The organism is Novosphingobium sp. BL-S-19 (assembly GCF_055521675.1).
The window spans coordinates 2,901,270-2,924,038 of record NZ_CM145498.1; the positions used below are offsets into that span (position 1 = coordinate 2,901,270).

General features: G+C 62.8%; 21 protein-coding genes, 1 other RNA gene and 1 pseudogene. 9 read left to right on the top strand and 14 right to left on the bottom strand.

Features of this window, described 5'->3' with window-relative positions; all coding sequences use genetic code 11:
• Positions 1 to 100 precede the first annotated feature (100 nt).
• Complete coding sequence (gene nhaA / locus ACZ1JV_RS21920) at positions 101 to 1,297, top strand: Na+/H+ antiporter NhaA (protein ID WP_465150519.1); 1,197 nt, start codon at positions 101 to 103, stop codon at positions 1,295 to 1,297.
• 50 nt (positions 1,298 to 1,347) lie between these two features.
• Here nhaA and ACZ1JV_RS21925 read toward each other — a convergent pair whose 3' ends face one another.
• The gene (locus ACZ1JV_RS21925) at positions 1,348 to 1,776 is read right to left on the bottom strand and encodes a VOC family protein (RefSeq protein ID WP_465150520.1); all 429 of its coding nucleotides are present in this window, start codon (positions 1,774 to 1,776) and stop codon (positions 1,348 to 1,350) included.
• Positions 1,777 to 1,959: 183 nt separating this feature from the next.
• Positions 1,960 to 2,724, bottom strand: a complete 765-nt coding sequence (locus ACZ1JV_RS21930) for a TorF family putative porin (protein WP_465135801.1) — start codon at positions 2,722 to 2,724, stop codon at positions 1,960 to 1,962.
• A 237-nt stretch (positions 2,725 to 2,961) separates the two neighbouring features.
• Between ACZ1JV_RS21930 and ACZ1JV_RS21935 the strand changes: the two are divergent.
• Positions 2,962 to 3,537 (top strand): annotated as a pseudogene (locus tag ACZ1JV_RS21935) (metallophosphoesterase); the annotation flags it as partial.
• 227 nt (positions 3,538 to 3,764) lie between these two features.
• On the opposite strand, the gene rnpB reads toward ACZ1JV_RS21935, so the two are convergent.
• From rnpB to ACZ1JV_RS21955, 4 genes are all read right to left on the bottom strand, one after another.
• Positions 3,765 to 4,195: RNase P RNA component class A (gene rnpB / locus ACZ1JV_RS21940), an RNA gene on the bottom strand.
• Between the two features lie 9 nt (positions 4,196 to 4,204).
• On the bottom strand, positions 4,205 to 4,909 hold the full coding sequence (locus ACZ1JV_RS21945; protein WP_465135802.1) for an N-acetylmuramoyl-L-alanine amidase: 705 nt from the start codon (positions 4,907 to 4,909) through the stop codon (positions 4,205 to 4,207).
• Between the two features lie 27 nt (positions 4,910 to 4,936).
• Positions 4,937 to 5,593: a histidine phosphotransferase family protein gene (locus ACZ1JV_RS21950; RefSeq protein WP_465150521.1), complete on the bottom strand. Its 657-nt coding sequence runs from the start codon at positions 5,591 to 5,593 to the stop codon at positions 4,937 to 4,939.
• A 48-nt stretch (positions 5,594 to 5,641) separates the two neighbouring features.
• Entirely contained in the window at positions 5,642 to 6,103 is a 462-nt protein-coding gene (locus ACZ1JV_RS21955) for a M67 family metallopeptidase (protein ID WP_465150522.1), read from the bottom strand.
• A gap of 18 nt (positions 6,104 to 6,121) precedes the next feature.
• Between ACZ1JV_RS21955 and ACZ1JV_RS21960 the strand changes: the two genes are divergently transcribed.
• Both ACZ1JV_RS21960 and rpoH read left to right on the top strand, forming a co-directional pair.
• Positions 6,122 to 7,066: an RluA family pseudouridine synthase gene (locus tag ACZ1JV_RS21960; RefSeq protein ID WP_465150523.1), complete on the top strand. Its 945-nt coding sequence runs from the start codon at positions 6,122 to 6,124 to the stop codon at positions 7,064 to 7,066.
• Between the two features lie 89 nt (positions 7,067 to 7,155).
• The gene (rpoH, locus tag ACZ1JV_RS21965; RefSeq protein WP_465135806.1) at positions 7,156 to 8,067 is read left to right on the top strand and encodes an RNA polymerase sigma factor RpoH; all 912 of its coding nucleotides are present in this window, start codon (positions 7,156 to 7,158) and stop codon (positions 8,065 to 8,067) included.
• Between the two features lie 81 nt (positions 8,068 to 8,148).
• Here rpoH and ACZ1JV_RS21970 read toward each other — a convergent pair whose 3' ends face one another.
• Entirely contained in the window at positions 8,149 to 9,204 is a 1,056-nt protein-coding gene (locus tag ACZ1JV_RS21970) for a patatin-like phospholipase family protein (protein WP_465150524.1), read from the bottom strand.
• Positions 9,205 to 9,281: 77 nt separating this feature from the next.
• Entirely contained in the window at positions 9,282 to 10,031 is a 750-nt protein-coding gene (locus tag ACZ1JV_RS21975; RefSeq protein WP_465150525.1) for an SDR family oxidoreductase, read from the bottom strand.
• Positions 10,032 to 10,143: 112 nt separating this feature from the next.
• On the opposite strand from ACZ1JV_RS21975, the gene ACZ1JV_RS21980 reads away from it, so the two are divergent.
• Both ACZ1JV_RS21980 and mtgA read left to right on the top strand, forming a co-directional pair.
• Positions 10,144 to 10,524: a winged helix-turn-helix transcriptional regulator gene (locus tag ACZ1JV_RS21980; protein WP_465150526.1), complete on the top strand. Its 381-nt coding sequence runs from the start codon at positions 10,144 to 10,146 to the stop codon at positions 10,522 to 10,524.
• Positions 10,525 to 10,604: 80 nt separating this feature from the next.
• The gene (gene mtgA, locus ACZ1JV_RS21985; RefSeq protein ID WP_465152624.1) at positions 10,605 to 11,270 is read left to right on the top strand and encodes a monofunctional biosynthetic peptidoglycan transglycosylase; all 666 of its coding nucleotides are present in this window, start codon (positions 10,605 to 10,607) and stop codon (positions 11,268 to 11,270) included.
• Positions 11,271 to 11,333: 63 nt separating this feature from the next.
• On the opposite strand, the gene ACZ1JV_RS21990 is transcribed toward mtgA, so the two are convergent.
• A complete protein-coding gene (locus ACZ1JV_RS21990) occupies positions 11,334 to 11,981 on the bottom strand; it encodes a YitT family protein (protein ID WP_465150527.1) in 648 nt (215 codons plus the stop codon).
• Between the two features lie 101 nt (positions 11,982 to 12,082).
• A complete protein-coding gene (locus tag ACZ1JV_RS21995) occupies positions 12,083 to 14,731 on the bottom strand; it encodes a TonB-dependent receptor (protein ID WP_465150528.1) in 2,649 nt (882 codons plus the stop codon).
• A gap of 357 nt (positions 14,732 to 15,088) precedes the next feature.
• Here ACZ1JV_RS21995 and ACZ1JV_RS22000 point away from each other — a divergent pair, with 357 nt between their 5' ends.
• Positions 15,089 to 16,045, top strand: coding sequence for a cation diffusion facilitator family transporter (locus ACZ1JV_RS22000; protein WP_465152625.1), 957 nt, complete (start codon positions 15,089 to 15,091; stop codon positions 16,043 to 16,045).
• 137 nt (positions 16,046 to 16,182) lie between these two features.
• Positions 16,183 to 16,764 carry a nuclear transport factor 2 family protein gene (locus ACZ1JV_RS22005; RefSeq protein ID WP_465150529.1) on the top strand — a complete coding sequence of 194 codons (582 nt, stop codon included), beginning with the start codon at positions 16,183 to 16,185 and terminating at the stop codon, positions 16,762 to 16,764.
• Between the two features lie 9 nt (positions 16,765 to 16,773).
• Here the strand turns inward: ACZ1JV_RS22005 and ACZ1JV_RS22010 are convergent, their stop codons facing one another.
• From ACZ1JV_RS22010 to clpP, 3 genes are all read right to left on the bottom strand, one after another.
• On the bottom strand, positions 16,774 to 17,121 hold the full coding sequence (locus ACZ1JV_RS22010; protein ID WP_465152626.1) for a low molecular weight protein tyrosine phosphatase family protein: 348 nt from the start codon (positions 17,119 to 17,121) through the stop codon (positions 16,774 to 16,776).
• 124 nt (positions 17,122 to 17,245) lie between these two features.
• On the bottom strand, positions 17,246 to 18,508 hold the full coding sequence (clpX, locus tag ACZ1JV_RS22015; RefSeq protein WP_395390794.1) for an ATP-dependent Clp protease ATP-binding subunit ClpX: 1,263 nt from the start codon (positions 18,506 to 18,508) through the stop codon (positions 17,246 to 17,248).
• A 148-nt stretch (positions 18,509 to 18,656) separates the two neighbouring features.
• Positions 18,657 to 19,325, bottom strand: coding sequence for an ATP-dependent Clp endopeptidase proteolytic subunit ClpP (gene clpP / locus ACZ1JV_RS22020; RefSeq protein WP_465135813.1), 669 nt, complete (start codon positions 19,323 to 19,325; stop codon positions 18,657 to 18,659).
• 253 nt (positions 19,326 to 19,578) lie between these two features.
• Here clpP and ACZ1JV_RS22025 point away from each other — a divergent pair, with 253 nt between their 5' ends.
• Positions 19,579 to 21,054 carry a hypothetical protein gene (locus tag ACZ1JV_RS22025; protein WP_465150530.1) on the top strand — a complete coding sequence of 492 codons (1,476 nt, stop codon included), beginning with the start codon at positions 19,579 to 19,581 and terminating at the stop codon, positions 21,052 to 21,054.
• An 88-nt stretch (positions 21,055 to 21,142) separates the two neighbouring features.
• Here the strand turns inward: ACZ1JV_RS22025 and tig are convergent, their stop codons facing one another.
• Positions 21,143 to 22,708, bottom strand: coding sequence for a trigger factor (tig, locus tag ACZ1JV_RS22030; protein ID WP_465150531.1), 1,566 nt, complete (start codon positions 22,706 to 22,708; stop codon positions 21,143 to 21,145).
• Positions 22,709 to 22,769 lie beyond the last annotated feature (61 nt).

The window sequence follows — 22,769 nt, forward strand, 5'->3', positions numbered from 1 at the left end:
CAGGCCGCATTCCGGGTGAAGCCTTGACGTTACCGTCAGGCCGGCATCCGGATTGCATGGACGGCTTGCATCGCCGCCAAGTCTGCCCGAGACAGGACTTATGAGTGCACAGCGCAATTACGCCAATGAATTGGCGTTCCGTTTCATAAAGTTAATAAGCAGCGAGGCTTCGGCGGGGATTCTGCTGATTTTCGTCGCAATAATGGCGCTATTGGTGGCCAATTCGTCGCTTGGTCATGGTTACCATGAGCTGTTTCACCATCCGCTGAGCTGGACCCCCGTAGCGCGACTCGACACGCTACATGCCTGGATCAACGACGCGCTGATGGCGGTGTTCTTCCTTGTCGTCGGGATGGAGATAAAGCGCGAGATCATCGACGGCGAACTGTCCAGCGCGGCGCGGCGGCGGCTTCCCGTACTGGCGGCGCTGGCCGGAATGATTGCGCCTGCACTGATCTATCTTGCGACCGCCGGCCTGGAGCCACCCGCCCAGCGTGGTTGGGCGATCCCGGCAGCAACCGACATCGCCTTCGCAGTGGGCGTGCTTGCCCTGCTCGGCCGCCGCGTGCCGGCATCGCTACGCCTGTTCCTGCTGACCGTCGCCATTGTCGACGATCTTGGCGCGGTTGCGGTGATCGCACTGTTCTATACTGCGCACATTGATCCCGTTTGGGCCACTGGCGCAGCGGCAGTGCTGATCGCGCTGCTGGCCTGCGGACGCCTGCGGGTTCCGTTCCTGTCGGTCTATCTGCTGCTGGGCCTTGGCTTGTGGATCTGCGTGCTGAATTCCGGGATCCATGCCACGGTCGCCGGCGTCCTGCTGGCCTTCACGATCCCGCTGCGACCGCTGCACCGCGAATCGATGCTGCTAAGGCTGGAACATGCGCTGGCGCCCTGGAACAGTTTTCTGATCGTGCCGCTGTTCGGCTTTGCCAACGCGGGCGTTGCGCTTGGGGGAAGCGTTACCGGCGGCAGTTTGCTGGATCCGGTGCCGCTGGGCGTCGCCCTTGGTCTGTTTCTGGGCAAGCAGATCGGCATCTTCGCCGCGATCGTGCTGGCCGATCGTACCGGCTTTGCATCCCGGCCCGAAGGCGCGAGTTGGATGCAACTTTGGGGCATGGCAGTGCTGTGCGGAATCGGCTTCACGATGAGCCTGTTCATCGGCGCCCTTGCCTTCCCCAGCTTTCCGGATCTGGTGGAAGAAGCGAAGCTGGGCGTGCTGGCCGGATCGCTGTTCTCATCGCTGCTGGGCTTCGCGATCCTGCGTTTCGCGCCGCAGCCCCCAACTCGGCCCTAACCTGCCGGGGAAATGGTCGACGCCGCCAGAGGCAGCGTCGACTTTCCGTATTACCAGGAACCCACGTTCGGCATCGAGGTCCAGGGCTCTGCGGGTTCGAGGCGGCCGTCCTGCAGCAGTTCCACCGAAATGCCGTCGGGCGTGCGCACGAAAGCCATGTGCCCGTCACGCGGGGGGCGGTTGATGGTCACGCCCGCATCGGCCAGCGTCTGGCAGGTGGCGTAGATATCGTCGACCTGGAAGGCGAGATGGCCGAAATTGCGTCCGCCGGTATATTCCTCAAACGAACCGTCCTCGGCCGGCCAGTTATAGGTCAGCTCCACTTCCGATTCCTCGCCCGGCACGGCCAGATAGATCAGCGTGAAACGGCCCTGTTCGCTGGAAAATCGGCGCGTTTCCTTCAGCCCGATCAGTTCGAAGAAGGCGATCGTCGCGTCCGGATCGGTCACGCGGATCATGGTGTGAAGGTACTTGGTCACGGGATGTCCTTTGGAAAACGGCAGCGCACCTTTGCGGGCGTCCGCACGCATTTTTGACTTGGATGGGGCACGATAGACCAGACCAAGCCTGCCACTCCACCATGTTCTCGCAATCGCAGCGTCCGGACGCGAAAAACCCGCCCGGAATGCTCCGGGCGGGTCCTCCTGCGAATTTTCGTTGGATCAGAACGAAGCGGTAAGCGTGCCCACCACCGCGTCGTTGGTGTAGCTGTCGATGCTCGGGCCGCTGACGCCGACGTAGCTGACGCCAACCGAGAGCGGGCCGTACACCGTCATCGAAGCGCCGATCGAATAGTCGACGCCGGTCTTGTCGCCATTGCAGTAATAGCACGGCGCGAGCACGCCGTTGGTGTAGCCGAGGTGGCCCGACACGGTGACCGGCGTATTGGGGATGGCGACGTCGACGTTGCCGTAGACATAGACGTTGTCGTGCTTGTAGCCGTTGATGGTTAGCAGGCCCTTCTGCTTCCACGCATAGGCAAGGCCCGCCTTCAGCTTGGCCGGTCCGACCGAGTAGGCAAGCGATGCGTAAGGTTCCCAGTAGTTGGCATCGCCCACGTGGCCGCTCGGATAGGCGTAATACAGCATACCGGCGTCAAGCGTCAGGCCGCTGCTGCCCAGGCCGCCGGTCCAGCCGGCGATGAGGTCCAGTTCCTGATCGCCGTAGACGTCGCCACCATGGATCGAAGACGACCAGGTGCTGACGTAGACGCCGCTCTTGTGCGAAACGGTGATGCCGCCCTGGATGGCCGGATCGCCGTTCGACAGCGAAACGCCGCGGAAACGGTAATCGGTGGTGAGCGCAACGTTACCGGTGACGGTGAAGTCCTTGGGAGCGTCGGCTTCGTCGGCGAAGGCGGGGGTCGCTGCGAGCGCGGAGCCCGCAAGAAGGGTCGCGGCGATAAGGCCACGGACGGACATAACCATGTTCATTCCCTCACAAATTCTTTTTGGTGCTTCGTTCCCACCTGCGCTTTTCGCCGCGTCCTCGTTTCGGGACAGCGTGCGTCAGCACAATAATGCTGCATCGCACCAAGAAAACGCACAAGGAAAATTTCAGAAAAGCAACAATCGGGAAACGAAGTGTGGACTTTTTGCCACTCGCAGTTGCAGCGCGGCGCGCTTGCCCAGGCTCCGGGCGCGGCGTATACCGGCCGGCATAGAATGCTTTCAAAGCTCAAAAATCTTGTCGCCCGTCCCGCCAGACAATGGACGCCCAAGCTGCCGCCAGGCCAGCGCGTCTATGCCGTGGGGGACATTCATGGCCGGCTCGACCTCTTTGAGGGACTCATCGCCGCGATCGAGCGCGACGACGCCAATCGGGGTGAGGCCGTCAGCAACGTCATCCTGCTTGGCGATCTGATCGACCGCGGCCCCGCAAGCGCCGGCGTGATCGACCGGGCGCGGCGATGGTCGCGCGAACGCCGGGTGGACTTCATTCAGGGCAATCACGAGGAGATGCTGCTGGTCGCCGCACGCAAGCTGGACGCTTTCCGCAGCTTCGTGAAGTATGGCGGGCGCGAGACGATCATCTCCTATGGCGTGGACCCGGGTTTCGTGATGGCAGCCGAGCCGGAAGAACTGCAACTGGCGATGCTGGATGCCATCCCGCAGGACGATTTCGATTTCCTCGACGGGTTCGAGAAAATGGTGCGCATCGGCGATTATCTGTTCGTCCACGCCGGGGTGCGGCCGGATACGCCGCTGGACCATCAGTTGGGCCATGACTGCCGATGGATTCGCGAGCCGTTCCTGACGCATGCCGGCGATTTCGGGGCAGTGGTCGTGCATGGGCACACCATCACCCAGCAGCCGGAAATCCGCTCCAACCGCATCGGCATCGACACCGGCGCCTATGTCCACGGCACGCTGACGGCAATCGGGCTGGAGGGCGAGAATCGCTGGTTCATCCAGGCGTGCGACACTGCAGACGGCATTGTCATTCAGGTCGCCGCTCAGGATCGTAACGCACCGGGGAGCCTGTAAGCCGGGTTCTGTACCTGGCGTGGTCTCCCAAACAGAGGGACCTTACGCCGCGGTGGCAGCCATTCCTCTAGGCGACGCATTGCTGCGTCGCTCAAGCGACCAACCCGGGCTGCCTGGGTCCGAAACGAACCCGCCATTCAAGATGGCGCGCAGCCCCTATTCGGTCTTGCTCCGGGTGGGGTTTGCCATGCCGCTTGCCGTTACCGGTAGCGCGGTGCGCTCTTACCGCACCCTTTCACCCTTACCTTCCGGGTTGCCCCGGTTGGCGGTCTGCTCTCTGTGGCACTTTCCCTAAGCTTCGCCGGGCCTGAAAACCCGACTCGCCCGGCGGGCGTTACCCGCCACCCTTGTTTCGTGGAGCCCGGACTTTCCTCGCGCATCCGAAGATGCCCGCGGCTGCCCGGCTCCCCGGTGCGGGCGGTCACCTAGCACGACCGGTGTCACGCTCCAACAGCAGTTCGAAGAGAATTCCGCCGATTTCGCCATCGATCACGCCATCGATGATCTCGGGCCGCCAGCGGCGCTGAAACGCACTGACCGCCGCTCGACCATCCGCGATGTCGTATCCGAACCGTTCCAGCGCCAAATAGAAAGCCCCTGGATTGTCGTAGAACAGGTTCATCTTCGCCGGCGGGATTTCCAGCGCGAGCCCCAGTTGGCCAAGGCGGGCCCAGTCGAAGTACTCGCCCGGATCCAGCTTGCGCGACGGTGCGATGTCCGAATGGGCGACCACGTTCGCGCGCGGGATGTCGTGCCGGTCCATGATGTCCGCCAGCAGCGGCAGCAGCGCGTCCATCTGTGGTTCGGGGAACGGACGATAGCCCCATTCATGCCCGGGATTGACCAGTTCGATCCCCACCGAGGCGGAATTCACGTCGGTCACCCCGCGCCAGTAGGACCGGCCAGCGTGCCACGCCCGCCTGTCCTCCGGCACCAGCGAGGTGACGATCCCCTCCTCGTCGATCATGTAGTGCGCGGAGACTTCCGCCGCCGGATCGCACATGCGCTCCAGCGCCTCATCGGCGCTCTTCATGCCGGTATAGTGGAGCACCACCATGGAAACCGGCAGCTTGCGCTCATTGTGGTTGGGCGATTCGACGACTCGGTTGACCAGCCAGCGGTTCATCGTCCGATGCCCTTCCCTTGCGGCCCGTCAGATACCGGGAAGAACCGCGCCGAGCACCAGCGCATCGTCGCCCAGTGCATATTGCAACCGCCCGCCAAGGCTTTGCGCAAGCTGCTGGATCATCGCCGCCGGTGCGGTGCGGCTGGACAGGTCGCCCTCGGGCAGCGCGCCTTCAAGGGCCCGGCCGACGTCACGGTCGAAAGCTATACGCGGACCCGCCGCACGCACGACGATCTCGCTGGTGCCGCAAGTGAGCTGATCGGGGCGCAGTTCGGCAGCGATATCCAGTGTGCCGCCGCGCGGCAGCGCCTCGATCCCGATCAGCGCGAAGTTGAGCAGCGTCTTGATCGCCGGCTTGGGCATCGTGTCGCTGCCCAGCGACCAGTTGACGACGATCCGCGCATTGTTGGCGATCAGCGCATCGACCAGGGCCCGCGCCTCGGTAACCGGCACCATGTCTCCGAAACCGCCCGCTGCGCCGAACGCAAGGCGGAAGAACTTCAGCTTGTCTGCCGAGATCCGCGCGCTCTGGTCCAGCAGTTCGAAGCAGCGCTGGCGCATCTCCGGGTCCTTCTCGTCGGACAGGAGTTCAAGGCCGTTCGACAGCGCGCCCACCGGGCTCAACATGTCGTGACAGAGGCGCGAACAGAGGAGACTGGCAAGTTCGATCGCACTGGTGCTCATATTCGCGGAAACTTCCATGCTTTCAGGTGGCCAACAGATAGGTGGCGATCAGGTTTGGGCAAGATGCGCCGCATCAGCAGAATCTATAGGCGAATCCGGATGATTCCCGCCGATGACATCGCAGATAATTGGTGAAAAACCATTCCCGCTATCTCGCCAGAATGCAACACGCCCGTCGCCGATGATCGCCCAAATCCGCAAATCGCCGGTGGAATGTTCGCGATCCACGGCGGAAGGTACGGGCTGCCCCGTAGGATGCGAATGATAATAGCCGAGAATCTGCGGCCCGCCGGCCCGCTCGGCGCGATGCGCGGCCAATAGCATCGCCGGATCGATCTCGAAATGGCGGGTGCGTTCAGGGGCGACATTGGCAGCGGGAACCGCACGGTCGATGCGCGTGCCCTCCCCCGCCGCTGCCCCCAGCAGCAGGCCGCAGCACTCTTCCGGATGGCAGCGCGCGGCTTCCTCCATCAAAGCGGTAACAACCTCTCTTGTCACTTCGACATTCATCCCCAAATCGTACAGACAATGGGGGTCATGGAAAACATCATTGAAGGTACGATCGGGGAGGCCGGTGGCCGCCTCGACAAGGCGCTTGCAGAGGCCAGCGGCCTCTCGCGCGAACGCATCAAGGCCCTGATGGGCGAAGGCCGCATCACGCTTTCGGGCAAACCTGCCGCGCAGGCCTCGCTCAAGGTGGAACCCGGCACGCCTTTCGCCATCGCCGTGCCCGAAGCCATTCCCGCCGAAGCGGCGCCGCAGGACATTCCGCTGAACGTCGTGTTCGAGGATGAATACCTGATCGTCGTCGACAAACCGGCCGGCCTCGTCGTCCATCCCGCCGCCGGCAATCTGGACGGCACGCTGGTCAACGCCCTGCTCCATCATTGCCGCGGCCAGCTTTCGGGAATTGGCGGCGTGGCGCGGCCCGGCATCGTCCACCGCATCGACAAGGACACCTCTGGGTTGCTGGTGGTCGCCAAGACCGACCGCGCCCACGAAGGCCTTGCCGCCCAGTTCGCCGACCACTCGATCGAGCGTGCCTATCGCGCCGTCGTGGCCGGAAAACCGATTCCTCTTGCCGGCACTGTAACCGGATCGATCGGTCGTTCGAATACCAACCGAAAGAAGATGGCACTGGTCGAACAAGGCAGAGGCAAACACGCGGTGACTCATTACCGCACGATCGAAGCGCTTAAAGGCGCGTCGCTTGTAGAATGTCGCCTCGAAACGGGAAGAACGCACCAAGTACGCGTTCACATGTCGTCAATCGGGCATTCGCTATTGGGGGATCCAGTATATGGACGTACACCTTCAGCGATTCGTCCGGTCGTGCAACGACTCGGATTTCACCGCCAAGCGCTTCACGCAGCGGAACTTGGCTTCGTCCACCCCGTTACTGGGGAGACAGTCCGATTTTCCAGCCCCCTTCCCGACGACATGCGGGCTCTGATCGACGAACTGCGTCAGTGAAATCGGATTAACATGCTATCTTACAAAGGTGGCCCCAAGCTAAGATGCCTGCATAGGGTCTTCGACCGCGGGCCGACCGGAAAGGACGGATGACAGTGAACACCAAGCGACGCAATCTCCCGGCGGTACCTTCGCTGGGCAGCGAGCAGAGCCTCAATCGTTATCTCTCCGAGATCCGCAAGTTCCCTGTGCTTGCGCCCGAGCAGGAATACATGCTCGCCAAGCGCTACAAGGAACACGAGGATCCCGAAGCAGCTGCACAGCTGGTAACCAGCCATCTTCGCCTCGTCGCGAAGATTGCGATGGGCTACCGTGGCTATGGCCTGCCCGTTTCCGAACTGATCTCCGAAGGCAACATCGGCCTTATGCAGGGGGTCAAGAAGTTCGAGCCCGATCGGGGCTTCCGCCTCGCCACTTATGCTATGTGGTGGATCAAGGCGTCGATTCAAGAGTTCATCCTGCGCTCGTGGTCGCTCGTGAAGATGGGCACCACCGCGGGCCAGAAGAAGCTGTTCTTCAACTTGCGCCGCATGAAGAAGAACCTCGACGCTTACGAGGACACCGACCTGCATCCGGACGATGTCGCCACCATCGCGACCACGCTCGGCGTGTCGCAGCAGGAGGTGGTGAACATGAACCGGCGCATGATGATGGGCGGCGATGCTTCGCTGAACGTCTCCCTGCGCGAAGAAGGCGAAGGCCAGTGGATGGACATCCTTGCGGATGACCGCCCGCTGCAGGACGAGACCGTTGCCGATGCGGAAGAAGCCACCGTTCGCCACGACATGCTGGTCGAGGCGATGGACTCGCTGAACGACCGCGAACGCGACATTCTCACCGAACGTCGCCTGACCGAAGACCCGAAGACGCTCGAAGAGCTGAGCCAGGTCTACAACGTCAGCCGCGAACGCGTGCGCCAGATCGAGGTTCGCGCTTTCGAAAAGCTGCAGAAGGCGATGGCCCGCATCGCCACCAGCAAGAAGCTGGTTCCGGCGATGTAACTTCAGTCAGCATTCTGGTGAAAAGATCGGCCGGGTCGCTCGCAAGGGCGGCCCGGTTTTCTTTTGTCATTTGCACTGGCGTCAGGCCGGGCCGAAGCGCTTGGCGAAGTTCACGGTACTGCGCTTGCCAAGATGCTCGACATTGGCCTCGCACCACAGCTTGGCCGCCGCCTCGCCGGCATCGTGCAGTTTCAGCAGCAGATGCCGCACCGGCAGCAGCTTGGTCTGCGCCGGCATGGCGGCAAGCGTGGGCTCATCGTGAATCTCATGAAGCCGCAGCCGCTCGACTTGCGCGACCAGCCCATCTTTCGCGCCGGCCTTCGTCCGGGCCTGCCCGATCGCGGATTGCAGCAGCACCAACCCCTGCAATTCCTTGCGCATGGACTGGTTGAAGCCGATTTCCGTCAGCCGATCGATGATTGCGGCGGCATTGCGCGGGGTTTCGGAACGTACCTGGGTATTCACGGTGATCAGTAGCAGATCGTCGTTGGCGCTTTCCTGCACCAGCGGAACCAGCGGCGGATTGGCGCTGTAGCCGCCGTCCCAATAATCCTTCCCGTCGATCGTGACGGGAGGGAAATAAAGCGGCAGACAGGCCGAGGCGAGCAGCGCATCGCTGGTCAAATCGGCATTGCGGAACAGACGCAAGGCGCCCGATCGGGCATTGGTAGCCGAAACGAACAACGGCGGCGCCTCTTCGCTGCGGATCGCATCGAAATCGACGTGCTTGTCTATCACCTTGCGCAGGATTTCCTGCATCTCCCGACCCAGTTCGGGGGAAGCATGGGCCATGCCCACGTCTCCGAACACGGTCGACCACCAGGACGAGAGCGCGCGCGATGTCTGCGGAAACGCCTCGATCATCGGAATCAGCGGCCCCGCCTCTCGGCCGGAGCGGTTCAGCTCCTTCCAGAAGCTGCGAAGCCTATCCCGCGCGCCCTCGCGCCCGCCGCTAACGAGGCCCGAAACCAGCACGGCGGCATTCATGGCCCCCGCACTTGCCCCGCTCAGGGCGCCGGGGATCAACCGTTCATCCTGTAAAAGCCCGTCGAGCACACCCCAGGTGAAGGCGCCGTGCGCGCCTCCACCCTGAAGTGCGAGATCCAGGTAATGTACGTGCTTGTCTTTGGAAAACATGGCCGTGCCGCCGATGCTGCGCTGCAACATACAGTGATAGCACCGGCCGCCGGATGGTTCCAGCGGTGAGCCGTTTTTCAGGTGTGCGGCGCGTTGAGAGTGGCGAACGTCTCGGCATAGCGGCCTTCCGCCTCTGCATTGCGCAGAAAGCCAAGGCGCTGCACGCCGATCAGTTCGGGCGTCGGCTGCTGTGCGAACAGGCTCATCACTTCGTCGGTGAAATCGCCCAGCGGCATGTAGCCCTCCCGCGTGGACTGCCCAGGGGTCAGTTCGGTCTGCACCGCCGGCGGCGCCAGTTCGATAACCTCTACCTTGCCGGCCAGCGCGAAGCGCAGCGAATCGGTCCACGAATGGATCGCCGCCTTGGTCGCCGAATAGACCGCCGCCGCCACCAGCGGCACGAAGGCAAGCCCGGAACTGACATTGACGATCGCCGCATCCGGTCGCGCCGAAAGGTGATCGATCAGAGCATCGGCCAGGCGGATCGGGCCCAGCAGGTTGGTGGTCACGCAAGCCTCTGCCCGCGACAGATCACGCGAGCTCGAAATGTCCTCCAGCGGCATGATCCCGGCATTGTTGACCAGCACGTTGAGCGCCGGGAACTTCGCCAGCACATCCTGCGCAAAGGCACGGATCCCCGCCGGATCGCCGACATCCAGCGCCATCGGGTGAATGTTCGCACGCCCCTTTGCCGTCTCTTCCAGGCTGGAAAGCGTACGCCCGGTGACGATCACGACGTTGCCGGCATCATGCCAGCGCTGCGCCAGTTCGCGGCCGATGCCCGTACCGCCGCCGGAAAGAAGGATGGTGTTGCCACTGGTCTTCATGGGGAACTCCGTAAATACGAGGTGAGAGGAAGGTTGCGAAGACGATTTGGAACTTATACTCTCTTTTGGAAAGTAGGCACCTAACAGTATGGTACGAACCAGTAGGTAAGAAATGAAAAATCCGTCGATCACCAGCTATTCGAATGTCCCCGGCGTGGACGCTCTCGTCAACGAACTGATCGGACGCGTGGCCGACAAGTGGACCTTGCTGGTGCTGGAGGCTCTGGAAGAAGGTGGCGAATCACGCTTCAGCCAGCTTGCCCGCACGGTTCCCGGAATCAGCCAGAAGATGCTCACGCAGACGCTGCGCCAGATGGAGCGCGACGGTTTCGTCCATCGCACCGTCCACCCCGTGATCCCCCCACATGTGGATTATCGCCTCACCCCGCTGGGCCACAGCCTGGGCGAGGCATTCTGCGGCGTCTGGCTCTGGGCGGAGAAGCATCTGGGCGACGTTCAGACGGCCAGGACCGCATTCGATACCCGCGATTGATCGCACGCCACCTTTCGCCCCTCGCGCAACCTCGCTAGGCAGGCGGCGTCAATCTGAGAATTCGGGGCTCCCTTCCTTTGCTGCGCATCCTTGCCAAGGTCATCATCTGGTTCGTCGCCATCAGCGTGGGGCTGACCGTGCTCTACCGCTTCGTGCCGCCGCCGGTGACGGTGACGATGCTGGTGGACGGCAACGGCATCACCAAGGACTGGCAGCCTTTGAGCCGGATCGACCGCAACATGGTCGCCGCCGCCATCGCGGGTGAGGACGGCAAGTTCTGCACGCATAACGGCTTCGACACCGATGCCATCGAAAAAGCGTTCGAGCGCAATGCCGCCGGTGGTCGCATTCGCGGTGGATCGACGATCAGCCAGCAGACTGCCAAGAACGTGTTCCTCTGGCAGGGCGAAGGCTGGACCCGCTATCTGCGCAAGGGTTTCGAGGTCTGGTTCACCTTCCTGATCGAGAACCTGTGGGATAAGCGCCGGATCATGGAGGTCTACCTCAACGTAGCCGAAACCGGCATCGGCACTTACGGCGTGGAAGCCGGTGCGCAGCGTTACTACGGCAAGTCGGCTACCAACCTGACGCCTGTCGAGGCCGCCCGCATCGCCGCCGCCCTGCCCAGCCCCAAGACGCGCGACGTGAAGAACCCGTCCGGCTTCACGCGCCGCTACGGCAATATCATCGCGGCACGCATCGGCACGGTGAAGCGCGAAGGCTTCGATTCCTGCGTCTACGACTAAATCAGCATCTGGTTTGCCGCGTTTTCCGAGCCATCAGGTGATTCCACCTGATTAGAAAACGCTCTAGTACCCGTTATAGCGACCCGGCCGGTGCCACACGAACAGGATGCCGCCGGTCGCCATGACGCCCAGCAGCGACCAGAGGACCTGCACAAGGTCCAGCGCCAGCAGCGAAAACAGCAGAACGCCGATATCGAAGATCATCTGCGTGCGCCCTGCGTTCCAACCCCGGGTGCGGTAGAGCGACAGCACGACCGCACCGGATCCGCCGGACCCCGCCGCGTGCCGGGCCAGCGCCAATGCGCCCATGCCGATCAGCGTCCCGCCGAACACCGCGGCAACCGGCCGCGCGACATAATCCAGCACCAGCGCATGAGGCGCCAGCGCGGTAAGTGCGAAGAGTCCCAGCGTCACGATCATCGTCTTGAGGAGGAACGCACTCCCCATGGACCGCACGGTCAGTGCCAGCATGGGCAGTGACAGCACCGCATAGAGCAGTCCCACCGGTGCGCCCGTGAGGTAGTTCAGCGTCAGCGCAAGACCGGCCACGCCGCCAGTCGCAAGCTGGGCCTGCTGCAGCAGAATGAGCCCCATCGACAGCAGGATGGTGCCCACGACCAAGGCGTAGCCATCTTCGAACAGGCTATGTGGCGTGCCCTCGGGAATCGCTCCGGCATCGGCAAGATCGACGGTATCTTCGTGAATTTCCATGTTCCGCGCTGAATGATTTTCCAAAGTTGGCAGCCAACAAAAAAGGGGAGGGAACCGCAGTTCCCTCCCCTCCCCTGTTTCGCGTGACGCGATTTTTCGGATCAGAAGCCCATCGAGATGGTGCCGCTGACGGTGCGCGGCGAACCGATGTAGGCGTAAGGAACCGAGTTCGTAGCCGTGTTCGACGTGAAGCCGCCGACATAGAGCTTGTTGAACAGGTTGGTCACGTTGAGCTGCAGGTAGGTCATGTCGTTCAGGCCGAGGAAGCCCAGACCGACCTTCGCGTCGAGATCCACGACCGTGTAGGCCGGGGTCTTGGCGCCATAGACCTGGTACGTGGTGGTCGCACCGTTGACCGTGTAGGTCTGAACGATCGGCAGGTTTTGATCGTTCACGTAACGCGGACCGGTACGCTTCGCCTGCGCGCCCAGTTCGACCGGCCCCAGGTTGCCCTGCACGCGGCCACCGAACATGTAGGTGGAAGCACCACCTTCACGCTTGCCCTTGGTGATGTAGTAGATCGGATCGCCAACGGCCGAGCAGGTGCCGATGCCGGTCGAGACGCCGGCAGCCACGTTGGCCGCGGTGCACTCGCCCGACTGAACGTTGTCCATGATCTTGGACTTCAGCACCGAACCGAAAGCATAAAGCGTGACTTCCGGAATCGGCGAGTAGCCCACGCTGCCATCGAGGCCGTACTTGTGAACCTTGCCGAGGTTACGATAGGTCGTAACATCGAGTTCGGGGTTGTACGACGAAGCAAGGCGGTTGTTGAACCAGGTGTACCAGGCCGAGAACTGCGCCTGGAACTTGCCCGAGATGAAGCGCGTTCCGATGTCGAGGTTGTCGGTGGTTTCCGGCTTCGGCAGAGCCTGGCCAGCGGCAAAGCCCAGCGACTGATACAGGTTGTCCGTACCCGGAACCTGCATACCCTTGGTGTAGTTGGCGTACACGCTCAGGTTGTCGGTGACCGAGAAGTTCAAACCACCGGTCGGCAGGATCTTGTGGAAGTTGTAGTTGCGCTTGGTCGGGCCGACATAGGTCGGGTTGGCGGCCAGGAAGGTGGCCTGCTGCGCCGCGTCGGTGAAGCAGTCGACGAACGAACCGCCCGCTTCGGTGACGCAGAGGTTGTTCAGCTTGCGCGTGAACCAGGGCGAACGAATGCCCAGGTTGACGGTCAGGCGCTTGTCGATGAATTCGCCGCGGTACTCACCCGAAACCTGGTTGAGCATGGCGATCGACTTACGGTTGCGCTTCTGGATGATGCCGCCGCCCACATCGAGGAGCGGATTGTCTTCGGGGAAGTATTCCGTCGTCAGGCCGCTGCCGTAAACTGCGGCAACTTCGCCGGTCTGGCGGTGACGGCCGTAGTCGAACGAGTAGTTCAGGCGGAAGGTCTGGCCGTCGATCGGGTTCCAGATCAGGTTGGCGATCAGGCCGAAGCGGTTGGTCTTGGTTTCGCTGGGAGCATAAACCGTGACGCTGTCGCGCGTGTCACCGTCACCGTTCAGATCGACGCCGCCAAAGTAAGGCTTGCCGCCAATGTAGCCATAGATCGGCCCGATTGCCGCGAGAGTGGAGGTCGCAGCGCGGGTGTAGAAGCCTTCATAGCCGGTGACCGCACCCGTACCGCCGTTGGCCTTGGTGTACTGGTAGCTCGGATCCACGGTCAGGATCAGGCTATCCGACAGCGTGAAGCGCGAGTTGATGCGGATGTTACCAGTGTTCGACGGGTTGTAGCTCTCGTCGTAACGGGTGCCGCAAGCGTTCGGCGAGTCGGTGACGCCGGGATTGGCGGCAGCGATGTGGCACGACGCCAGCGTGTAATCGGCTTCGCCCATGCTGGTGGGGAAACGGTTGCTCGAACCCGAACCGACGACGCGATCGGTGCTCGTCAGGGTCTGATTCGGCGAGGTGCCGGACACGGCGAAAATCTTGCTGTCGGTGCGCAGCGGAACCGACGAGAAGTTGCGGTTACGGCTGATGTTGTAGTTGCCTGCAACCGACACGAAGTCGCCATTATCGCCGATCGGCTGATAAATCTTGGCGTTGAATTGCGTGCGGTCGGTCTTGCTCGAACGCTGATAGGGGTTCTCGTTCGTCGCATGGCTGGCGGCAACGAATGCGCGGGTGCCAATGCCGGTGAACACGCCGGTGTCGACCACGCCGAACATGCGGAAGTAGCCGTATTCACCCGCCGAACCGCGCACGTTAACGTGGAAGTCTTCGGTGGGGTTACGCGTGCGATAGTTCACCGTCGAACCCGACGCGGCAGCCGTGGGGCTGTCGATGTCGGTGGTGCCGAGGTTGACGTTCACCTGCTCGACCAGTTCCGAATCGAGCTGCTGGCTCGAATACTGGGCGTAGTTGCCCGTATCGTTCAGCGGCAGACCGTCAAAGGTCAGCGAGATGCGGCTGGCATCGAAACCACGGATGTTCAGCGTGCCGCCAGAACCGCCGTACGGGTCGTTGTTCTGGAAGCTGACGCCCGGAACCAGGTTGATCAGTTCGTGAATGGCCTGACCCGAACGCTGATTGGCGATCATGTCCTGGGTGATGACCTGCTTGGTCTTGGTCGAATCGGGCAGTTGGATTCCGTCGATGCCGCGCTGAGCGGAACCGGTAACAAGGATCGTGCCTTCTTCGAATTCAGTCGAACCGGTCGACTGAGCGAGAGCCGGCATGGCAAGAAACGCTGCGCCAACGGCCAGCGTGCTGGTCGCCGTAGAGAGAACGGTGTGAAATTTCATCTTAGCCCCCTGGAGCCATCTGAATGGGTTGGTTGCAATTTGCAGAAGGTTTGCCCCGCCACAGTTTTGCTGCGGCTGCTAAGAGCAGCGCAATATGACAAGTCTCTGACACAGTGGATTCATTTCTGGACAGGTCGCAGCAATTTTTGCCCCGTGTGGCAGAAACGATGCAGTCGGATCCGATTTTTTGTGACATTTCCGAGGATTGTCGAAAAATTCACGCTTCCCCACTGCGGCATAAATGTCACGAGGTGCCCGGTACCCGTTTTCCGCACTGCCGCATAAGAGCCGCCGAAGCCATGACATGTTACGACATCGCTTGATGGCGGCCGACTGGCCGTGGCAATCATCGTCGTCATGGGCGTCGCACACGATCATCATGGCCACAATCATGGCCACCACCACCACGGGCACCACCACGGGCATCATCATGCCGTTCCCGGTAATGTCGGTAGGGCCTTCGCACTCGCGGTAGGACTGAACCTGGTCTTCGTCATCGCCGAAGTCGCAGCCGGCTTCATCAGCGATTCGATGGCGCTGCTGGCCGATGCGGGGCACAATCTTTCGGATGTACTGTCGCTGCTGCTCGCCTGGGCGGCCAGCGTGCTCGCCTCTCGCCCGCCGACGGAACGGTTCACTTACGGCCTCAAGAGTTCCTCGATCCTCGCTGCCATCGCCAATGCCGCCCTGCTCTGGGTGGCGATCGGCGCGATCCTGGTGGAAACGATCCGCCGCTTCGCCGAACCGGCACCGGTTACCGGCACGACGATGATCGTCGTTGCCGCGCTCGGCATCGCGGTGAACGCGCTTTCGGCCATGCTGTTCGCCAAGGGCAGCAAGGACGACCTCAACTTGCGTGCCGCCTTCGTGCACCTGATGGCCGACGCTGCGGTCTCAGCCGGGGTCGTGATTGCCGGGATCGTGATCGTGTGGACGGGCTGGGCGATGGTCGACCCTATCGCCTCGCTGATCATCACCGCCGTCATCGCCTGGTCCAGTTGGAGCCTGCTGCGCGAGTCGCTTCGCATGGGGATGATGGCCGTACCCGAAAGCATCGATATCGCCGCCGTCCGCACCTTTCTGGAAGCTCGCCCCGGTGTCGCGCGCGTTCACGACCTTCACGTCTGGCCGATGAGCACGACCGAAACCGCCCTCACCGCGCATCTGGTGATGCCGGCCGGCCAGCCCGGCGATGGATTCCTGCATGATCTTGCCCACGATCTGGATCACAAATTCAAGATCGGCCACCCGACCATCCAGATCGAGACGGAGGCCCACACCCCCTGCGCCCTGGAAAGCGAAATGGTCGTCTGAACATTGATTGGACTGTTTGCGGCACCGCGCAGGCGCACAGGGAATTCCGCGACAATAAGGTACAATAATCCCGATTGCGGCGCGCGGGCCCGTGGCTAGGAATCGTGTCCATCACCGACTGGATGGACAGATCCGCAATGACACGTCGATACCCCGCCCGCCTGCTGCTTTCCGCGGCGCTTGGCTGCGCCCTGCTGCCCGGCCTTGCCCATGCCGACACCAAGAGCGACCTTGAAGCGCGCTACGCCGCCCTCAAGACCGCGATGGACACGCGCGAGCCGGACGATATCAAGCCGTTCCTTACCCCCGACTTCAAGCGCACCGATCTGGGCGGCAATTCGATGAATGCCGACGATATGATCGATCGCCTTGCAAATATTCCCGTCGACCCCAGCCGAAAATCGACCAACACGATCCTTTCGGTGACCGTCAACGGCCAGACCGCCGAAGTCGAACAGCGCCAGGACGCTGCGGGCAATCGGCAGGACCGCGATGGCCAGTCACACCAGTTCGCCATGAGCGAGCTTTCGCACGATACCTGGGTGCAGAGCGATAAGGGCTGGCTGCTCAAATCCACCGAGACCGAGCAGATGACCATCTCCCGCGACGGTCAGGTCGTTCGCACGATGAAGAAGGGCGATCCGATGCCCCCGCGCGGCCAGCGCGGTCCCGGTGGCCCCGGCGGCGGTGGTATGGGCCCGCGCCCCGACGGAAACTGAGGTCCGGCCCTACCCGCCTCGGCCAGCCGGCCGGGGCGGCAGGTGCCGGGACATCCGCAGTTCGAGCAGTTCGACCAGCGCCGGATCCATGAACGCATAGTCGTCCGGAATGTCGAGGCAGATCATCCGCTGACCATTGAGATGGCGACGGAACCGCTGCTGCACTTTGCTGCGATGCGCCTTTTCCATCACCACGATCACATCGGCCCAGGCGACCAGTTCGCCGGTCAGCGGCTCCACGGCATCGACATTGGTTCCGGCCGAGGCCACTTCGATATCGCCCCGGCTGGAGAATATCTGTTCCGCCGTCGGACTGCGCAGCTTGTTCTGGCTGCAGACGAAGAGATAGCGCTTCATCGCCCGACCGAAGCACACCGCGCGGACCACGGCAAATGCGCCGAACAACGAAAGCCCCACAACGAAAAGGGCCCGCCCGGATGATCCGGACGGGCCCTTTTCGTTTTGACCTTGGCGGCAGCGCTTAAGCTGCGGCTTCGGCCTTGTCACCCTTCAGCACGCGGACCGGTTCCTTGCGGCCTTCGACCACGTCCTTGTCCACGACGACTTCGGCGATATCGCCTTCGGTCGGCAGGTCGAACATGGTGTCGAGCAGCAGCCCTTCCACGATCGAGCGCAGACCGCGCGCCCCGGTCTTGCGGTCGATAGCCTTCTGGGCGATCGCCTCAAGCGCCTCGTCCGTGAAGGTCAGTTCCACGTCTTCCAGCTCGAACAGCTTGGCGTACTGCTTGATCAGCGCGTTCTTCGGTTCGCGCAGGATCTTGACCAGCGCCTCGATGTCGAGGTCGTTCAGGGTCGCGATCACCGGCAGACGGCCGACGAACTCGGGGATCAGGCCGAACTTCAGCAGATCTTCCGGCTCCGCCTTCTGGAGCAGTTCGCCCACGCGGCGCTTGTCCGGATCGGCGACATGCGCGCCGAAGCCGATCGAACGCTTCTGGAGGCGGTCGGCAATGATCTTCTCAAGACCCGCGAAGGCGCCGCCGCAGATGAACAGGATGTTGGTCGTGTCCACCTGCAGGAATTCCTGCTGCGGATGCTTGCGGCCGCCCTGCGGGGGAACCGAGGCCGTGGTGCCTTCCATCAGCTTCAGCAGGGCCTGCTGCACGCCCTCGCCCGAAACGTCGCGCGTGATCGACGGATTCTCGGCCTTGCGGCTGATCTTGTCGATCTCGTCGATGTAGACGATGCCGTGCTGCGCCTTCTCGACGTTGTAGTCGGAAGCCTGCAGCAGCTTGAGGATGATGTTCTCCACGTCCTCGCCCACGTAACCGGCTTCGGTCAGCGTGGTGGCGTCGGCCATGGTGAAGGGCACGTCGAACGTCTTGGCGAGCGTCTGCGCGAGCAGCGTCTTGCCCGAACCGGTGGGGCCCACCAGCAGGATGTTCGACTTCGACAGCTCCACATCGCCCTGCTTGCCGCTGTGCTTGAGGCGCTTGTAGTGGTTGTGCACCGCCACCGACAGCACGCGCTTCGCGCGGTCCTGCCCGATCACGTAGTCGTTCAGCGTCTCGCAGATATCACGGGGGGAGGGCACGCCGCCGTCCTTCTTGCCCGCAATTCCGGCCTTGGTTTCTTCGCGAATGATGTCGTTGCAAAGCTCGACACATTCGTCGCAGATGAAGACCGTGGGGCCCGCGATCAGCTTGCGCACTTCGTGCTGCGACTTGCCGCAGAAGCTGCAGTAGAGGGTGCTTTTCGCGTCAGATCCGCTCAATTTCGTCATTTTCCGTCTTTAGGCCATTTCCAGGCGACTCGTCGAGTCTACCTTGGACGGGGCCGGTTTTGCAATCCTAGCCCTATATGGGTACCCCGATAACCGTTGCAAAGAACTGAAGGTCGATACCCGCAGGCACCGACCTTCTGTGTCATGCTCAGGCTTCGGCCGGCTTGTCGGCGTCAGGCCGCGTTTCGAAGACCTTGTCGACCAGACCGAACGCCAGAGCTTCCTCGGCTTCGAGGAAGGTGTCGCGGTCCATCGCCTTCTCGATCTCGTCCAGCGACTTGCCGGTGTACTTCACGTAGAGATCGTTGAGACGCTTGCGCATCCGCAGGATCTCACGCGCCTGGATCTCGATGTCCGAGGCCATGCCGCGTGCGCCGCCCGAGGGCTGGTGCACCATGATGCGGGCATTCGGCAGCGCGATGCGCATGCCCGGCTCGCCGGCGGCGAGCAGGAAGCTCCCCATCGATGCGGCCTGGCCGATGCAAACGGTCGAAACGCGCGGCTTGATGTACTGCATGGTGTCGTGGATGGCCATGCCGGCCGTCACCACGCCGCCCGGCGAGTTGATGTACATCGAGATGTCCTTCGTCGGATTTTCCGATTCGAGGAACAGGAGCTGCGCGACGATCAGCGAGGCCATGTGGTCCTCAACTTCGCCGGTGATGAAAACGATGCGTTCGCGCAGCAGGCGCGAATAGATGTCGAAGCTGCGCTCACCACGGCTGGTCTGCTCGACGACCATCGGCACGAGTGCGCCGGTAACGGGGTCGGTAGTGAACTTTCCTTGGGCGCCCGAGGCGCCAAACAGGTCGAGCATGGGAGTCCTCTTCTGGTTTGGACCGCCTATGTCGCGTGCCCCTGCCCGATGTTCAAGGGCTTTAACCCTTCATTCGATGCAGGACACACAACTATCGGGGGGCAATCGGGCGGAACAGCGTAACTTGCGCCGGTTCCGATCGGATGGACGGGGGATTTGTGCCCTCTCCGTTGCCCGCCATCAATATTTCGGCCATCCCTTCATTGGATAAGGGAATTCACGTGTCGCCGGCTTCGGGGGGGGGGAGCCCACCATGTCGAAAAAGCTCCATGCGAGCACGATTCTGCTCGCCGCGATTGCCCTCGCCCTGGCGATTGCATGGGCCTGCCTGCATCGCGGGCCCTGGTATGACGAATTCTACACGCAATGCGTCACCCGCGTCGGCCCGGGCTGGCTTGAGGCGCTTCACACCAGCTGGCTGCCGGACAACCACCCTCCCCTCTATTATGCGCTCGCCCGCGCGACCGCGTGGTTAGGCCAGACCGAGACACACCGGCTGCTGAACCTGGCGATCGGCATGGTCAGTCTGCTGGCAGGAACGCTGATCGTGCGCGATGTGCCGCGCCTGCTGCCAGCCGGCACCGCGCTGCTGCTGTTGCTGATGGGCAACCTGTGGTCGGTGATGAGCGCCAGCGAACTGCGATCCTACTTCCTGTCGCTCTGCGCCGGCATTCTGCTGGCCCTGTCGCTTTCCGCGCTGGAACTCACCCGCGAAGGCGGATCAACGGCGCGGCGACTGGTCTACGCCGCCACCCTACTTGTGGCTTTCAACACCCATATCGTCACCACGCTGATCGCAGGGGCCCTTGTGGCGCCGTTCCTCGCAGCCGCGCTGCTGCGGCGCGACTGGACACAGGCCCGCGCCATTGCCCTGCCTGCCGTGGCGTCTGGGCTGATCTTCATGGCCGTCAGCCTTGCCCAACTGCCCTATTGGCAGGCCAATACGCAGACCTTTTGGATCAGCCCCGGCTTCGCCAGCGCACGCTGGTCGATCGAATATGCGCTGCTGCGAAGCCTGGAGGCGAATCCGCTGGTCCTTTTGGGGGCTTTGGCGGGCGTGGCATTGCTGGGGCGCGATCTCATGCGCAGCCGCTTCCCCTGCCGCGGCATCAGCACGCTGACGCTGCTGGCGGGCGGCGTCGTGCTCGGGCTGGGCATTCTCGTGGTGCTGCACCTGCTGCACCCGATCCTGATCGAGAAGTACTTGACCGCCATGATCGGCGCCGTCAGCGTCGGCATCGCTCTCGCCTGCGGGCGGCTGCTGCACGCGTTGGGGCCGCGCATGACCGCGCTATTCCTTGGCCTTGCGTTCATCCTCTCGGCATGGTCGCTGGTGGAGAACGTCGAAATCACGCAGGCGCGCTATTCGTGGTACGGCACTGGCGGCTTCATCGCCGATCAGGTCGCGCACTGTCCGCAGACGCTGGTGCATACCGACCGCTTCTGGAACGCCAACGTCATCGCCGGCCCGCCGGTGGACAACGGCGCGGTGATCCCCTGGGCCTACCGGGAGGTAGCCACGCACTTCGGCTTCGCGCTGGAATCGGACGATTCGCGCAAGCTGGCGCGGAATTGTCCCACACTGTTCTGGGCCGAGCACGATGCCGACCACCGGTTCGATGCCGCCGCGATCCTCGCCCACCTGCGAAGCAGCGGCTTTGCCGTGAAATCCATCGAACTTCGGCGCATCGGCAATGGCTGGGTTGCAGTGGCGCCGCCCGGAGACTGAGCACTCTCCCGACTCCGCAAAAGGAAAGGCCCGCCGTGCTTGCGCGCGGCGGGCCTTCAACGATCGGTCAGCGGTCTACGCGACGCGATCAGTCTTCCTTCTTGGCAGCAGCCTTCTTGGCCGGAGCCTTCTTGGCCGGCTTCGCCTCGGCTTCAGCTTCGACAGCCTCGTCCTTCTTGGCAGCGGCCTTCTTGGCCGGAGCCTTCTTCGGCTTTTCCTCGGCAGCAGCTTCCTCGGCCGGAGCCTCGGCTTCTTCCTTCTTGGCGGCAGCCTTCTTGGCCGGAGCCTTCTTGGCAGCCGGCTTCTTGGCTTCGGCGGCCTTCTCGCCGTCGGTGTCGGCTTCGATGGCGGCCTGCAGTTCGTCGCGGGTCACTTCACGCTCGGTGACGTCAGCCTTCTCGATGAGGAAGTCGACGACCTTATCTTCGTAAAGCGGCGCGCGCAGCTGGGCAGCCATCATCGGGTCCTGGCGGACATATTCCATGAAGCGCTGGCGGTCTTCCGGACGATACTGCTGCGCGGCCTGCGCAACGAGCATCGACATTTCCTGCGCGGTCACTTCGACGCCGTTGGTCTGGCCGATTTCCGACAGGAGCAGGCCAAGGCGCACGCGGCGCTCGGCGATCTTGCGGTAATCGTCCTTCTCGGCTTCGATCTCGGCCAGAGCGGCGGCGGGATCTTCCTCACCAGCGGCTTCCTGGGTCAGCTGCTGCCAGATCTGCGAGAATTCGGCTTCCACCATGGTCGGCGGCACGTCGAAGTCATGACCGGCGGCAAGCTGGTCGAGCAGCTGGCGCTTCATCGCGGTGCGGGTCAGGCCGGCAGTTTCCTGCTCCAGCTGGCCCTTGAGCAGGCCCTGGAGCTGCTCAAGGCTCTCAAGACCCAGTTCCTTGGCGAAATCGTCGTCCAGCTTCGATTCGGCGGGCGCCTTCACTTCGTGCACGACGATGTCGAAGGTGGTTTCCTTGCCGGCGAGGTTCGCGGCCGGGTAGTCCTCCGGGAAGGTCACGGTGATGGTGCGCTCGTCGCCAGCCTTGGCGCCGCCCAGCTGCTCTTCGAAGCCGGGGATGAAGCGGCCCGAACCGATGACCAGCGGGGCCTTCTCGGCCTTGCCGCCGTCGAACTCGACGCCGTCGAGCTTGCCGGTGAAGTCGATGATCAGCTGGTCGCCATCGGCAGCCGCACCGTCCTTGGTTTCGAAACGCTGCTGCTGCGAGGCAATGCGCTCGACCGCTTCGGTCACGGCGTCTTCCGACACGGGCACGACCAGCTTTTCAAGCTTCAGACCGTCGATGGCGGGCGCTTCGATGACCGGAAGGACTTCCAGGCTGACGGTCAGCTCGGCATCCTTGCCCTGTTCGTAGCCTTCGCCCAGCGCAACGTCGGGGTTCATGGCGGGGCGCAGCGCGTGGTCGGTGACCAGCTTGTCCATGGCTTCGCGGATGGTGGCGTTCAGCGCGTCCTGATGGATCGCTTCGCCGTGCATCTTCTTGACCAGGTTGGCGGGCACCTTGCCGGCGCGGAAGCCGGGCATCTTCACCTGCGGGGCGATCTTCTTGATTTCGCCTTCGACGCGCGCGGTGATGGCGGTAGCGGGAATGGTCACCGTGTAGGCGCGCTTGAGGCCCTCGTTGGTGGTTTCGACGATCTGCATTTCAAATGCCTTCCTGTGCAATTCAACGGGCCCGGCAACGAGCCTGCGGGCCGATTCTCGC